The organism is Bordetella parapertussis (assembly GCF_020735925.1).
Taxonomy (GTDB): Bacteria; Pseudomonadota; Gammaproteobacteria; order Burkholderiales; family Burkholderiaceae_B; genus Bordetella; species Bordetella pertussis.
In genome coordinates, this window is record NZ_CP085971.1 from 1,724,895 (window position 1) to 1,738,020 (window position 13,126).

Here is a 13,126-nt window from a genome sequence, read left to right on the forward strand (position 1 = left end):
GGCGCCGCCCCGGCCGGCCGGGGCAGTTTGTAACAGAAGGGCGGCGGCCCTCAGGCGGCGTGCTCGATGACCAGCTGTACCGACACCATGCCATTCCAGATGTTCTGCTCCAGCCGGTAGGCGGCCTGGATGCGCTCGGGCAGGGACTGGTCGTGGCCGAACCAGATGGCGTCGAAGCGCTGGTGGCCGCGCTCGAGCGCCAGCTTCAGGTGCTTGCCGCCCACCAGGCGCTGGCTGCGCACGGTGAATTCGTCCAGGAACAGCGGGGCGGCGAACCCCGCGCCCCAGACCTGCTGCTGCAGCAGGCCGGCCACTTCGGCATTGGCGTAGCCGCTTTCGAGCGAGCCGTCGGTTTCGAGCAGCGGCTCGAAGCGGTCGCGCCCGGTGAGCTCGCGCACCGCGGCGTCGAAGGCCGGGGCGAAGGCGGCGAAATCGCCGCTGCCCAGGGTCAGGCCGGCGGCCATGGCGTGGCCGCCGAACTTGCGTATCAGGCCCGGGTGGCGCTTGGACACCAGGTCGAGCGCGTCGCGCAAATGCACGTCGGGGATCGAGCGGCCCGAGCCGCGCAGCTCGTCCTCGCCGGCCGGGGCGAAGGCCAGCGTGGGGCGCCAGAACTTCTCCTTCAGGCGCGAGGCCACCAGGCCGACCACGCCCTGGTGCCAGCCGGGGTCGAATACGCATACCGTGGCGCCGGCGGCGGCGTCGGGCGCCTCCATGGCGGCCAGCGCCTGGTCGCGCATCTCGGCTTCGATGGTGCGGCGTTCGCGGTTGATGTTGTCGAGCTCGCGCGCCATTTCGAGCGCCTGCGCCTCGTCGTCGGTGGTCAGGCAGGCGATGCCCAGGCTCATGTCGGCCAGCCGGCCGGCGGCGTTGATGCGCGGACCGAGGGCAAAGCCCAGGTCGAAGCCGCTGGCGGTGCGCGGCTCGCGCCCGGCCACGGCGAACAGGGCGCGCACGCCGGGCTGCATGCGGCCGGCCCGCATGCGCTGCAGCCCCTGCGTGACCAGCAGCCGGTTGTTGGCGTCCAGCTTGACCACGTCGGCCACCGTGCCCAGGGCCACCAGGTCGGACAGCGCATCCAGGCGCGGGCCGCCATCCGGCGCGTAGACGCCGCGGCGGCGCAGCTCGGCGCGCAGCGCCAGCATCATGTAGAAGATGACGCCGACGCCGGCCAGGTGCTTAGAGCCGAAACCGCAGCCGGGCTGGTTGGGATTGACGATGGCCAGGGCCTCGGGCAGCGTGTCGCCGGGCAAGTGGTGGTCGGTGATGACCACGCCGATGCCGGCGGCGTTGGCGGCGGCCACGCCGTCGACGCTGGCGATGCCGTTGTCGACCGTGATGATGATGTCGGGCTTGCCGCGCCGATGGCGGCAGGCCAGCTCGACGACCGCCGGCGAGAGGCCATAGCCGGTCTCGAAGCGGTTGGGAACCAGGAAATCCACGTCGGCGCCCATGGCCGACAGGGCGCGCAGGCCGACCGCGCAGGCCGTGGCGCCATCGCAGTCGTAGTCGGCCACGATGAGCAGGCGCTTGCCCTGCTCGATGGCGTCGGCGAGCACGGCGGCCGCGTGGGCCGAGTGGGTCAGGCGGTCGGGCGGCAGCAGCGCGGGCCACGCCATGCGGGTCTGCTCGGGGTGGATGACGCCGCGCGCCGCCCACAGGCGCGACAGCAGCGGGTGGATGCCGGCCGCTTCGAGGTGCTGGCAGGCTTGCAGATCGGCAGTACGGATAATCAGACGGGGCGAGACCACCAGGCGTTCCAGTTGTGCTTGGGCGCGGGCAGCCATCGGGCCAGCCCCGCGCGTGGTTTGAGGGTGAGGGCGGCGCGGCGGTCATCGCCCAGCAGCAGCAGTTGCAAGGGCTGGACCGGCCGGCCGTGCGGGCCGGCCAGCGGCGCCAATTGCGCCGCGTCCAGCACGGCCAGCGCGTCGAGCCAGGCGGCCCAGTCGCCGGCGCGCTGGGCGGCGGCCAGTTCGTCGCAGACTCGCGCCGGCGCCGGCGCGCCGGCCGGCCACGGCGTGGCGCCGCCATACAGCCACAGCGCGTTGATCGGCGCGGCGCCGCGCGCGGCGCGCGCTTCATTGACAGGATGCTCGTACCAGACCATCTGGATTTCGTTGAGCAGGCGGCGCCACGGGCGCATGGCGACGTCCTGGGTCCACCAGGCGCGCAGCCGCTGGCCGGCCACCGCCGCGGGACTGGCCGTTTGCGGCGCCATGCCGGCGGGCAGCGTCAGGCGCCAGCGCGCCGCATCGATGGGCGTGGCGCCGAAGCCGCTGTCGGCAAACAGCGGCGCGGCCGCCTCGAACAACTGCGCGCTTTCGTCGGCGCGCAGGTCGAGCAGGGCGGGGTCGAGCAGGGCGGCCTGGTCGGCCCCCAGCATCAGGTGCGCCAGGTCGGCCAGCCAGACCGGCTGGCCGGGCGTGCCGCCGGCGGCGCGCAGCGGGCCGAGGCCGGCGCCCAACGGCAGGCCGGGCTGGGGTTGGTAGCCGGCCTGTTCGAGCTGCCAGCCCTCGAAGGGGGTGCAGCCCTGGCGCGCGGCGTCGAAGGCCTGGACGCGGGCCGATGCGGCCTGCAGCCAGCCGTGCAGGGTGGGGGCGTGCTGCGGCAGCAGGCGCGCCAGTTCCGGCGCGACGGCGGCTGCGGGCAGGGCGCCGGGGATCACGATGAGCATGGCGGCGATTGTAGTGCGCGTGCCGGTTAATGCCATAATGCGCAGGTGCTGAAAATACCCTATGAACTCTGGATCGGCGCCCGCTACGCGGGCATGGCCCGGATCCGCCAGCGACGCGGGCGCCGCGATCGCTTCATCTCCTTCATCGCGGCCACGTCGATGGCCGGCATCGCCCTGGGCGTGGCGGCGCTGATCGTGGTGCTGTCGGTCATGAACGGTTTCCAGAAGGAAGTGCGCGACCGCATGCTGTCGGTGTTGCCGCATATCGAACTCTATATACCGGGCGCGGCGCCCGAACGGGTGCTGCAGCAGTGGCGCCAGTTCGCGCAGGCCGCGCGCGCCAACCCCGAGGTCAAGGGCGAGGCGCCTTTCGTGGCGGCGCAGGGCATGCTGGTGCGCGGCCAGGCGCTGCGCGGCGTGCAGGTGCGCGGCATCGATCCGGCCACCGAAGGCAATGTGTCGAATATCCCCCGGCAAATGGTCAGCGGCAAGCTGAGCGACCTGGTCGCCGGCGGGTTCGGCGCCGTGCTGGGCAGCGACCTGGCCGACGGGCTGGGCGTCAAGACGGGCGACACGGTCCTGATGCTGGCGCCGCAGGGCTCGATCAGCCCGGCCGGCTTCGCGCCGCGCATGCGGCAGTTCACGGTGGTGGGCATCTTTTCCTCCGGCCATTACGAATACGACTCGACCCTCGTCTTCATCGACGACGAGGATGCCGCCAAGGTGTTCCGCGAAAGCGGCACCGCCGGCGTGCGGCTGCGCGTGGCCGACATGCAGCGCGCGCCCGAAGTGGCCGCCGAGCTCACCAAAGTGCTGCCGCCCTACGTCATGGCGGCCGACTGGTCGCGCAATAACCGCACCTGGTTCGCGGCCGTGCAGACCGAAAAGCGCATGATGTTCCTGATCCTGGCGCTGATCGTGGCGGTGGCGGCGTTCAACCTGCTGTCGTCGCTGGTCATGGCGGTCAAGGACAAGCAGTCCGATATCGCCATCCTGCGCACGCTGGGCGCCGGGCCAGGCGAGGTGGCGCGCATCTTCCTGGTACAAGGGGCGCTGATCGGCGTGGTCGGCACCTTGCTGGGGGTGGCCGGCGGTATCGCCATCGCCTACAACGTCGACGTCATCGTGCCGTTCATCGAACGCTTGCTGGGCGTGCAGTTCCTGCCGCGCGAGGTGTACTTCATCAGCGCGCTGCCTTCCGATCCGCAGGCGGACGACATCATCACCATCGGGCTGACCTCGCTGGTGCTGTCGCTGCTGGCCACGCTGTATCCGAGCTGGCGCGCCTCGCGCCTGCAACCCGCACAGGTGCTGCGCCATGACTGAGCCGAACGACACCGGCCCGGCCCTGCAGGCCGAGCACCTGGGCAAGGTCTACGACGAAGGCCCGGCGCGCATCGAAGTGCTCAGCGACGTGTCGCTGAGCGTGGCGCGCGGCGAGATGGTCGCCATCGTCGGCGCCTCGGGCTCGGGCAAGAGCACCTTGCTGCACATCCTGGGCCTGTTGGACGTGCCCTCCAGCGGCACGGTCAGCGTCGACGGCGTGCCCGCCGCGGGGCTGTCCGAGAAGCGCAAGAGCGCGCTGCGCAACCGCAGCCTCGGCTTCGTGTACCAGTTCCACCACCTGCTGCCGGAATTCTCGGCCCTGGACAATGTGGCCATGCCGCTGATCGTGCGGCGCGAGAATCGCGACCGTGCGCGCGCCCAGGCACGCGAAGTGCTGGAACTGGTGGGGCTGGCCGCGCGCGAGGAGCACTTTCCGGGCCAGCTGTCCGGGGGCGAGCGGCAGCGCGTGGCGCTGGCGCGCGCCCTGGTGACGCGGCCGGCCTGCGTGCTGGCCGACGAGCCCACCGGCAACCTGGATCGCCATACGGCGCACAATATGTTCGAGCTGCTCACGCGCGTGAACCGCGAATCCGGCACGGCTTTCGTGATCGTCACCCACGATCCGGAGCTGGCCGCACGCGCCGATCGCCAGCTGCACATGGAAAACGGGCGCCTGCAGCCGGATTGACGCCGGCCTGTCGCGCGGCCCTGGAGCCCGGCCATGCTGATCGATACGCACTGCCATCTCGATGCCGCCGAATTCGACGCCGACCGCATGGCGGTGGCCCGCGCGGCGCGCGAGGCCGGCGTGCAGGCCATCGTGATTCCGGCCGTCGAGCGCGCCAACTTCGCAACCGTACGCCAGCTTGCCCATGCCGTGGATAGCGGCGCCTATGCGCTGGGTATCCATCCCTTGTACGTGGCGCGCGCCCGCGACGAAGATCTCGACAGCCTGCGCCGGGCCATCGAATCCGCCTTGCCGGACCCGCGTTTCGTGGCCATCGGCGAGATCGGCCTGGACTTCTTCGTGGCGGAAATCGCCAGCGGCGCCCCGCGCGAGCGCCAGGAGCGCTTTTACGCCGCCCAGCTCGACCTGGCGGCCGAATACGGCCTGCCGGTGCTGCTGCATGTGCGGCGCTCGCAAGACATCCTGCTCAAGCATCTGCGGCGCAGGCCGGGCGTGCCCGGCGGCATCGCGCACGCCTTCAACGGCAGCGCGCAACAGGCCGGCGCCTTCGTCGAGCAAGGCTTCGCGCTGGGCCTGGGCGGGGCCATGACCTATCCCCGCGCGCTGCAGATCCGGCGCCATGCGGCCGATATCGGGCTGGACCACCTGGTGCTGGAAACCGATGCCCCGGATATTCCGCCGGCCTGGCTGTACGAACCCGAGCGGCGCAACACGCCGGGCCAGTTGCCGCGCATCGCCGCCGAACTGGCCGCGCTGCGCGGCCAGGCTGTCGCCGATGTGGCGAGGGCCACGACCACCACCGCGCTACGGGTGTTGCCGCGCCTGGGCGCCTTGTTGCAGGACAGGGCGGCGACGCCCTGACGCCCGGCCGTCCGGCGCCGGGCCCCTGTTTCCTCCTGCCCGCCCTGTGCCTAGCGTTCGCTGCGGGGCGGACGCACGCGCGTGCCTGCGCCATGTGCTGCCCGTTTTTTACCGAACCGGCACCCCCCAAATGGGTGGCGCGCGGTACGCCTTCGGCCGTTACAGTTTGTCTGTTAGTCGAAATTTATTAACAAATTTCGGCATATTTGAATTTATTTGTATCAATTCGCACGGGGTCCTATTCCATTCCACAAGAATCCCGGCAAACGAGGAGAGGTCTGATGGCACAAGCAAGCGCGCGAGGCATGGGCCTGCGCATCACGTCGCTGGCGGCGGCCCTGCTGGGCGTGTACGGCGCGGCGGGCGCGGCGGAGAATCGCCTGGAGTGTATCGGGGCCTGCCCGCCGGGCCAGCCGGTGGCGGGCGCCCATTATTCGGGCACGAACCTGAGCGCCAATCGGGAATGGGTGGTGTACGGCGAGGGCAGCAATGCCGTATTCACGCTGCAGGGAGGCAGCGTGACGGCCAGCGGCGGCCTGATGGGCGCCGTCAACGCCGCGGATGGCGCCCGCGTCTACCTGAACCAGGTGAGCGTGCGCACCGATGCCGGCAATGGCTGGGAGGCCCCGGGCGTGCGCGCGGAATACGGCGCACTGGTGAATGTGCGCGGCGGCAGCATCGCGACCGTGGGCGGCGGTAGCTATGGCGTGCAGTCCCTGGATTCCGGCACCATGATCGAACTCAACGGGACGGACATCCGCACCACGGACGCGTATTCCGACGGCCTGCGCGCCGAGTTCGGGGGTAGCATCCGCGCCGTCGGCCTGACCATCAATACCACCGGCGAGCATGCGGTGGGCGCCATGGGCGCGGATGACGGTACGATCGCGCTGCGCGATTCGCGCATCACGACCAGCGGCGTCGACGCCTATGGGCTGGGAACGGAATCGCAGGTGCTGAGCCCCGGCGGCGTGCTGCAGGTCAGCAACACCGCCATCCAGACCAGCGGCAAGAACGCGCACGGCGTATACCTGCAGGGCGGCAGTTCGTTGAACATGTCGGGCGGCTCCATCCGCACCACCGGCAGCGGCGCCGCCGGCCTGCGCGTGAGCAACGGCAGCAGCGTGGCGCTCAATGGCGTCGAGGTCGTCGCCAGCGGGCCATCGCTGCTGTCCACGCTCAGTGCCACGCGTCAGCAATCCATCGTGGTCGGCGCCGGTTCCAACCTGACGCGCAACGACGGCCGGCTGCTGCTGGTGCGCCGGGTGGCCGGCGGCGAGCTGGGGCAGGTGACGCTGACGCTGAAAAGCGGCTCGTATGCGGCCGGCAACATCGAGAACCTCGCGGCCGACGGCTCGCGGGAATCCTCGGCGCTTACCATCGTCGATGTCCAGAGCGGCGCCCAGTGGGCCGGCCTGGTGATCGATGACACAACCGCCATCGTGAACGGCAGCCAGTCGGGCCAGCACAGCGGCTTCAGCACCGCCGGCGACATGGTGCTGGAAGGCGGCAGCGCGCCGGTGACCTTCACGGGGGTGTCGAACATAGGCGGCAGCTCCTCGCTGGGGGCCGGCAGCCAGACGACCTTCGGCGGCGCGACCACGATAGGGCAGAGCCTGGCGGTGCTGCCGGGCGGTTCGGTCGCCTTCAATGGGCCGTTGACGATCGGCGAGAGCGTGACGGGGGGGCAGGGCACCGCGCTCAGCTTCAACGCACCCGCCATCATCGGCGCAAACGTGCAGGGCGCGGGCGGCGCGGCGTTCACGTTCAGCGGGCCGGCGCAGGTCGGCGGCAGCGTGCAAGGGCTCGACGGCGCGTCGTTTCGCTTCAGCACTTCCGCGCCGACCGCCATCGCGGGCGGACTCAGCCTGGCCGGCGGCTCGAGCCTGGGCGGCGGCTCGCCGACGACCCCCATCGTCGTGACCGGCGGCGCGGATGCCGTATCCGGCGCGATCCTGGGCGGCAACCTCGATATCGGCGGCGCGCTGCGGATGACCGGCGCCAGCCTGGCGCCTGGCAACTCCATCGGTACCGTGACGGTCGGCAGCGTGGGGGCCCTCAGCGGCTCCACCTACCTGGCGGAAGTCAACGCCAAGGGCCAGTCCGACCTGCTGGTGGTGCGCAGCGGGAATGTCGACCTGGCGGGCGTGTCGCTGGTGGTGGGCCAGGAGAACGGCACCGGCGGCTATGTGCTGAATCACGACTACACCATCATCAAGACCGAGGCCGGCAAGATCGTGGGCGAATTCGCCGCGGCGAGCCTGGACGAGAGCCTGGCCAGCACCCTGGTCAAGCTGGACCCGGTCAAGTATGGCGCCCAGGCCACGCAGGTCAGCCTGTCGCCGGACGCCGACAAGTTGGCGGCGGCGCGCGCCGGCCTGACCCGCAACCAGAGCGCGGTGCTCGACGGCGCGCTGTCGGTGGCCGGGCGCAACGCCTCGGCCGACGCCGTGATGCTGATGAGCGACACGGGCCAGCGGGCCGGCGCGCTGGACCAGTTGTCCGGCGAAGTGCACGGCAGCGCGGTGTCGGCGCTTTACAGCAACACGCAGCTGCTCAACCGCACCGTGGCCAGGCGCATGAGCGCCAACCTGGGCGCCGGCCTGCTGGCCGGCGCGCCCACGGCGCAGGCGGCGGGCCCGGCTGCCGCGTCGGCCATGCCGGGCACGGCCGCGTATCCGCTGTGGGCCGATGTGGTGGGCAACTGGAGCAGTTTCGACGCCAAGGACAATGCGGCCAAGGCCAAGAGCAATACCGCCGGCCTGTTCATCGGCGGCGACGTCGCGGTGGGCGCGGGCTGGCGCGTGGGCGGGGCGCTGGGCTTTACCGATGGCCGCATCAAGGCCGATGCGGTGGACTCGCGCTCGGACGTGACCAGCTATACGGCGGCGCTCTACGGCGGCAACAGCTGGGCGGCAGGCAAGGGCAAGCTGAACTTCCTGGCCGGCGTCGGCTACACGCACCACGACATCGACAGCCGACGCAGCGTGGATGTGGGCGGCGCGCAGACCCTGAAGGCCGACTACAAGGCCAATACCACGCAACTGTTCGCCGAACTCGGCTACCAGGTGCCCGTTGGCGCCAGCAGCTCGGTCGAGCCGTATGCCGGCCTGGCCTGGTTTAACAACCACAGCGACAGCTTCGACGAGGATGGCGGGCCGGCCGCGCTGCATGGCAGCGGCCAGACCGACCAGATCACCACGTTCACGCTGGGGCTGCGTGGCAACACGGCGCTGCAGCTGGGCGCCACCGAGACGCGCCTGAGCGCCGGGCTGGGCTGGCGCCATGCCAACGGCGACGTGGACGCGACCCGCAAGCTGGCGTTCATCCAGGGCGGCGGCACGGCGTTCACCGTGGCGGGTTCGCCGGTGGCCAGGGATGCGGCCGTGCTCGATCTCGCGGCCGAAGTGGACGTGGGCCGCAACGCGGCGCTCGGCCTGGCCTACGGAGGGCAGTTCGGCAATGGCAACAAGGAGAATACCGGCTCGCTGTATCTGAAAGTCCGGTTCTGAACGCAGCGCGCGGGCGCGAGGCCGCCGGGCCGCGTCCGCGCACCGCGTCGGGGGGACGGTCGAGCCCGTCCGCCCGTTGTTGGCCGCCTGTCGTGTATCGACTGGCGGTTTTTTTTTGGTTCATCGCGCATTGCCGGGGAAGGCGGCACGGATTTTGAGGGAGAAGTATTCCTGGTCGCGGTAGCCGTAAGCGCGCCGCTTGATGACCTTGATAGTGTTGTTGATGCCCTCGACAATGCTGGTGTTCAGGGGATGTCGGCATCTGGCCAGGATGCCGTGCAGATAGCCTTTCAAGCGCTGAGCGAAGGTGTTCAAGGCGGCTATTCCGCTTTGCTCGGCCTGCTTGTACCAGTGGTTCCAGGCTTGTCTTGCCCAGGCAGGTCTTTGGTAGAACCAGAGCCGTTTGAGTTCGTCACGCAGGACATAGACCGTCAGCAGCGGCTGGTTGGCTTGCAGCAATTCGTCGAGCCGGACGGCCTGCTGCCGATCCAGGTTGTCACGGTTGCGCAGCAGCAGCCAGCGACTCGATTTGATGATCCTGCGTGCGGGACGATCCTGGCGTAGTTGATTGGCCTGATCCACGCGCACCCGATCAATGACCTCTCGTCCATACTTGGCCACGACATGGAACAAGTCATAGACGATCTCCGCCTGTGGGCTGTGGGCCTGGATCTCCAACTCGTAGGCGGTGGTCATGTCGATGGCAACGGCCTTGATGCGTTGGGCGGCCCCAGGCGGCAATTGTTCGAAGAACGCCCGGGCCGTCTCGCGTGAGCGTCCTGGGCCAATCCACAGCACCTGCCTGCTGATCGGATCGACCACCACTGTCGCGTAGCGATGCCCTTTGTGCAGGGCAAACTCGTCCATCGCCAAATACTCGATCTTGGACCAATCCGGTTCGCGCACCGACGCACGCAGCCGAGCCTTGTCCAGCGTCTTGACGGTATGCCAACCCAGTTCGAAGAACCTCGCCACCGCCTGCACGTTGCTCGATTGCAGCAATTGGCTGCAGGCCTGCGCCAGCCGATCCGTCACCCGTTGATATCGCCCCAGCCAGGCAAGCCGCTCCAGGCGCGGGCCGCCGCATTGCTCACACCACAAGCGTCGGCGCGGCACGTGCAGAACGACCCGATACTCGAATAACGGCAGATCTCGCACCCGTCGAACCGTGGTCTCATGCACCTGGCGACACCGCGCGCCGCACTGCTCGCACAGCATCACCTTGGCCGTTGGCTTCAAATAGATCGACAGCGTGCGCCCTGGGTCTTCGGGCCATTCCACGCGTTCGACGCCATAGCCCTGCCAGCCTCCCAGCGACTCCAGCAACTTGCGATCCAGCATCTCCCTGCACTCCTGATGGCAAATACCTGCCGTCAAGAATACGAAAACTTGCCAAACCCCTCCACGCTATTGCGCGATGAACCTTTTTTTTGTGCCTGTCCCCGCGGGGACAGGCACCGCCGCACAGCCAAGTCCGGTATCTTGGCGCGGACATCCGTTTCCCGATTCCAGGACGACAGGCATGCAGCATGTATTCATCACGGGCGCCAGCAGCGGGCTGGGGCAGGCACTGGCGCGGCGCTACGCCGCCGATGGCGCGCGGCTGGGGCTGCTGGGCCGGCGCGCGCAGGCGCTCGAGGCGCTGGCGTCCAGCCTGCCCGGGCAGCACCGCTGCTATGCCGTGGACGTGCGCGACCGCGCGGCGCTGCACGCGGCCGCGCAGGATTTCATCGCCCATTGCGGCGGGCGGGTCGATGTCGTGATCGCCAGCGCCGGGGTCAGCGCCGGCACGCTGACCGAAGCGGGCGAGGACTACGCGGTGTTCAAGGAAATCGTCGACACCAACCTGCTGGCCACCGTCGCCACCTTCGAGCCCTTCATCGCCGGCATGCGCGCCGCGCGCGCCGGGCGGCTGGTGGGCATCGCCAGCGTCGCGGGCGTGCGCGGGCTGCCCGGCGCCGGCGCCTACAGCGCGTCCAAGGCGGCGGTCGCGACGTATTGCGAAAGCCTGCGGCTGGAGTTGGCGCAGGCCGGCGTGCGGGTGGTGACCATCGCGCCGGGCTATGTGAAAACCGCCATGACGGCCCACAACCCTTATGCCATGCCGTTCCTGATGGAAGCCGACGCTTTCGCCGGGCGCGCCCATGCGGCGATCGCGCGCGGCGTGTCGTATCGGGTGATTCCCTGGCAGATGGGCGTGGTGGCCAAGCTGATGCGCCTGTTGCCCGACGCCGTCTATGACCGCCTGGCGCGCGACGCGCCGCGCAAGCCGAGGCGAGGGCAGTAGGGGGCGAGCGGCGGCGGTATCCGGGGCGCCTGCCCCCGCATGGGGGAGCGACACTCGCGGCAAGTGTGCCTGTCCCCGCAGGGACAGATACCGTCTTGGCGGGCTAGCGTCGATGGCGTACGGCAGTGTGCCTGTCCCCGCGGGGACAGGCACACGCACGGGCAGGCGCCTGTCGTGGCGTCAGGGGGTTACGTCATTGCCGGTTTCGGCGCCGATGTGCTCGACATCGCCCCAGCCCAGGACTTCCCATTTGCGCTGCGCGATCGCGACGCGGTTGATGCTGACGTTGAGCAGCGCGGCGTAGCGCGGGGCATCCAGGGGCACGCCGCTGGCATGGCGCCAGATGATGTCGAGCGCGCCGCCGTGCGTGACGGCCAGGATGCGCTCGCTGGCGTGGCGGGCCGCCAGGTCGTCGACGGTGGCGATGATGCGCGCCTGGAACTGCCCCAGCGTCTCGCCGCCTTCCAGCGCACGCAGCGGATCGCGGCTGCGCCAGGCCTGCGCGGCCTGCGGCGCCTGCTGTTCCAGGTTCTCCATTTCCAGTCCTTCCAGCACGCCGAAACCGCGTTCGCGGATGCCGGGCTCGGTGCGTACCCGCAGCTGCAGCGCGGCCGACAGCGAGGCCGCCGTGTCGTGCGCGCGCTTGAGATCGCTGCTGTAGAGCGCGGCGAAGGGGTGTTCGCTGGCCGTATCGCGCAGCCGCTCGGCCAGCAGGCGGGCCTGCTCGCGGCCGGATTCGTTCAGCGGGATGTCCTGCCAGCCTTGCAGGCGGCGTTGGCGGTTCCAGTCGGTTTCGCCGTGTCGGATGAACCAGATTTCAGTCATGCGCTCGTATTCATGTGGCCACGGCGGCGCCGGGCTTCCAGATTTTTTGAATCATGGAGATTAACGCGACCAGCATGGGTTCGCCAGCCTGCTCGGGCGGGGCGATGAAACCCAGCGTGGCGTCGGCGCGCGCCTGGCCCCATACGATGAAGTCGCCGGCGGCCGCGCCGGCCAGGGCGGTTTCCTCGCGCAGCAGGGCGCAGCCGGCGCCGGCGCGCACCAGCGCGTCCAGGTTGGACTGGTCGTCGTTCTGCATCACCACTCGCGGCGCCAGGCCGTGCCGCTCGAACATATCGCGCAACAGCAGGTGCAGGTGGCTGCCGGACGGGCCGTCCAGCCAGGGCAGCTGGGCGATGTCGCGCCAGCCGGCGCGCTTCAGGGTATCGGCCAGCGAGGCGGGCAGGGCGATGCGGTAGCGCACGCTGCGCAGGGCATGCCAGGTCACGCCGCGCGGCGGGTGCGCGACGATGGTCAGCGCGCCGGCCAGCCGCGCCGTGCCGACTTGTTCGAGCAGGGCGGTGGACGGCAGCACGTGGGTTTTCAGCTCCACCAGCGGCAGGCGCTGCCGCAGCGCGGCGGCCAGCTCGCCCAGGCGCAGGAAGTCGGGCTGCTCGCTCGGCACGCCCAGGTCGATCACGCCTTGCAGCTGGCCTTGCAGCTGGCGGGCCTCGGACTTGAGCTGGGCGCCCAGCACCAGCAGCGCCTCGGCGGTGGGCAGCAGCGCTTCGCCGGCCTTGGCCAGGCTAAGCCGGCCCGCGGCCCGGTCGAACAGCGCCACGCCCAGGCTCTGCTCCAGCGCCTTCAATTGGGCGGTGACGGCGGGCTGGGTCAGCGACAGCGCTTCGGCGGCCTTGGTCAGGTTGCCCAGGCGGGCGACGGTGACGAAGGCGCGGATCTGGTAGATCTCCATGGCCGCAGTCTACGGCGAGTCGGGGCCCCGGCGCGAGCAGGGG

General features: G+C 70.1%; 10 protein-coding genes. 5 read left to right on the forward strand and 5 right to left on the reverse strand.

Going from position 1 to position 13,126, the window contains the following annotated elements; genetic code table 11:
- Nucleotides 1-50: 50 nt before the first annotated feature.
- Entirely contained in the window at nt 51-1,751 is a 1,701-nt protein-coding gene (gene recJ / locus LK409_RS08260; RefSeq protein ID WP_033446709.1) for a single-stranded-DNA-specific exonuclease RecJ, read from the reverse strand.
- Nucleotides 1,733-2,710: a hypothetical protein gene (locus LK409_RS08265; RefSeq protein WP_010928338.1), complete on the reverse strand. Its 978-nt coding sequence runs from the start codon at nt 2,708-2,710 to the stop codon at nt 1,733-1,735. The genes recJ and LK409_RS08265 overlap by 19 nt, the downstream gene beginning before the upstream one ends.
- 57 nt (nt 2,711-2,767) lie before the next feature.
- Between LK409_RS08265 and LK409_RS08270 the strand changes: the two genes are divergently transcribed.
- From LK409_RS08270 to sphB3, 4 genes are all read left to right on the forward strand, one after another.
- The gene (locus LK409_RS08270; RefSeq protein ID WP_010928339.1) at nt 2,768-4,000 is read left to right on the forward strand and encodes a lipoprotein-releasing ABC transporter permease subunit; all 1,233 of its coding nucleotides are present in this window, start codon (nt 2,768-2,770) and stop codon (nt 3,998-4,000) included.
- A complete protein-coding gene (gene lolD, locus LK409_RS08275; protein WP_003812422.1) occupies nt 3,993-4,688 on the forward strand; it encodes a lipoprotein-releasing ABC transporter ATP-binding protein LolD in 696 nt (231 codons plus the stop codon). Before LK409_RS08270 ends, lolD begins: the two co-directional genes overlap by 8 nt.
- Before the next feature lie 33 nt (nt 4,689-4,721).
- A complete protein-coding gene (locus LK409_RS08280) occupies nt 4,722-5,549 on the forward strand; it encodes a TatD family hydrolase (RefSeq protein WP_010928340.1) in 828 nt (275 codons plus the stop codon).
- Between the two features lie 281 nt (nt 5,550-5,830).
- The gene (gene sphB3, locus LK409_RS08285) at nt 5,831-9,061 is read left to right on the forward strand and encodes an autotransporter SphB3 (RefSeq protein WP_010928341.1); all 3,231 of its coding nucleotides are present in this window, start codon (nt 5,831-5,833) and stop codon (nt 9,059-9,061) included.
- A gap of 120 nt (nt 9,062-9,181) precedes the next feature.
- Here sphB3 and LK409_RS08290 read toward each other — a convergent pair whose 3' ends face one another.
- A complete protein-coding gene (locus LK409_RS08290) occupies nt 9,182-10,402 on the reverse strand; it encodes an ISL3-like element IS1001 family transposase (RefSeq protein ID WP_059565426.1) in 1,221 nt (406 codons plus the stop codon).
- Nucleotides 10,403-10,583: 181 nt separating this feature from the next.
- On the opposite strand from LK409_RS08290, the gene LK409_RS08295 reads away from it, so the two are divergent.
- The gene (locus LK409_RS08295; RefSeq protein WP_003809590.1) at nt 10,584-11,348 is read left to right on the forward strand and encodes an SDR family oxidoreductase; all 765 of its coding nucleotides are present in this window, start codon (nt 10,584-10,586) and stop codon (nt 11,346-11,348) included.
- Between the two features lie 180 nt (nt 11,349-11,528).
- On the opposite strand, the gene LK409_RS08300 is transcribed toward LK409_RS08295, so the two are convergent.
- Together LK409_RS08300 and LK409_RS08305 are read right to left on the reverse strand one after the other, a co-directional pair.
- Nucleotides 11,529-12,173 carry a histidine phosphatase family protein gene (locus tag LK409_RS08300; RefSeq protein WP_010928343.1) on the reverse strand — a complete coding sequence of 215 codons (645 nt, stop codon included), beginning with the start codon at nt 12,171-12,173 and terminating at the stop codon, nt 11,529-11,531.
- Between the two features lie 10 nt (nt 12,174-12,183).
- The gene (locus tag LK409_RS08305; RefSeq protein WP_003809596.1) at nt 12,184-13,083 is read right to left on the reverse strand and encodes a LysR family transcriptional regulator; all 900 of its coding nucleotides are present in this window, start codon (nt 13,081-13,083) and stop codon (nt 12,184-12,186) included.
- Between the last annotated feature and the right edge of the window lie 43 nt (nt 13,084-13,126).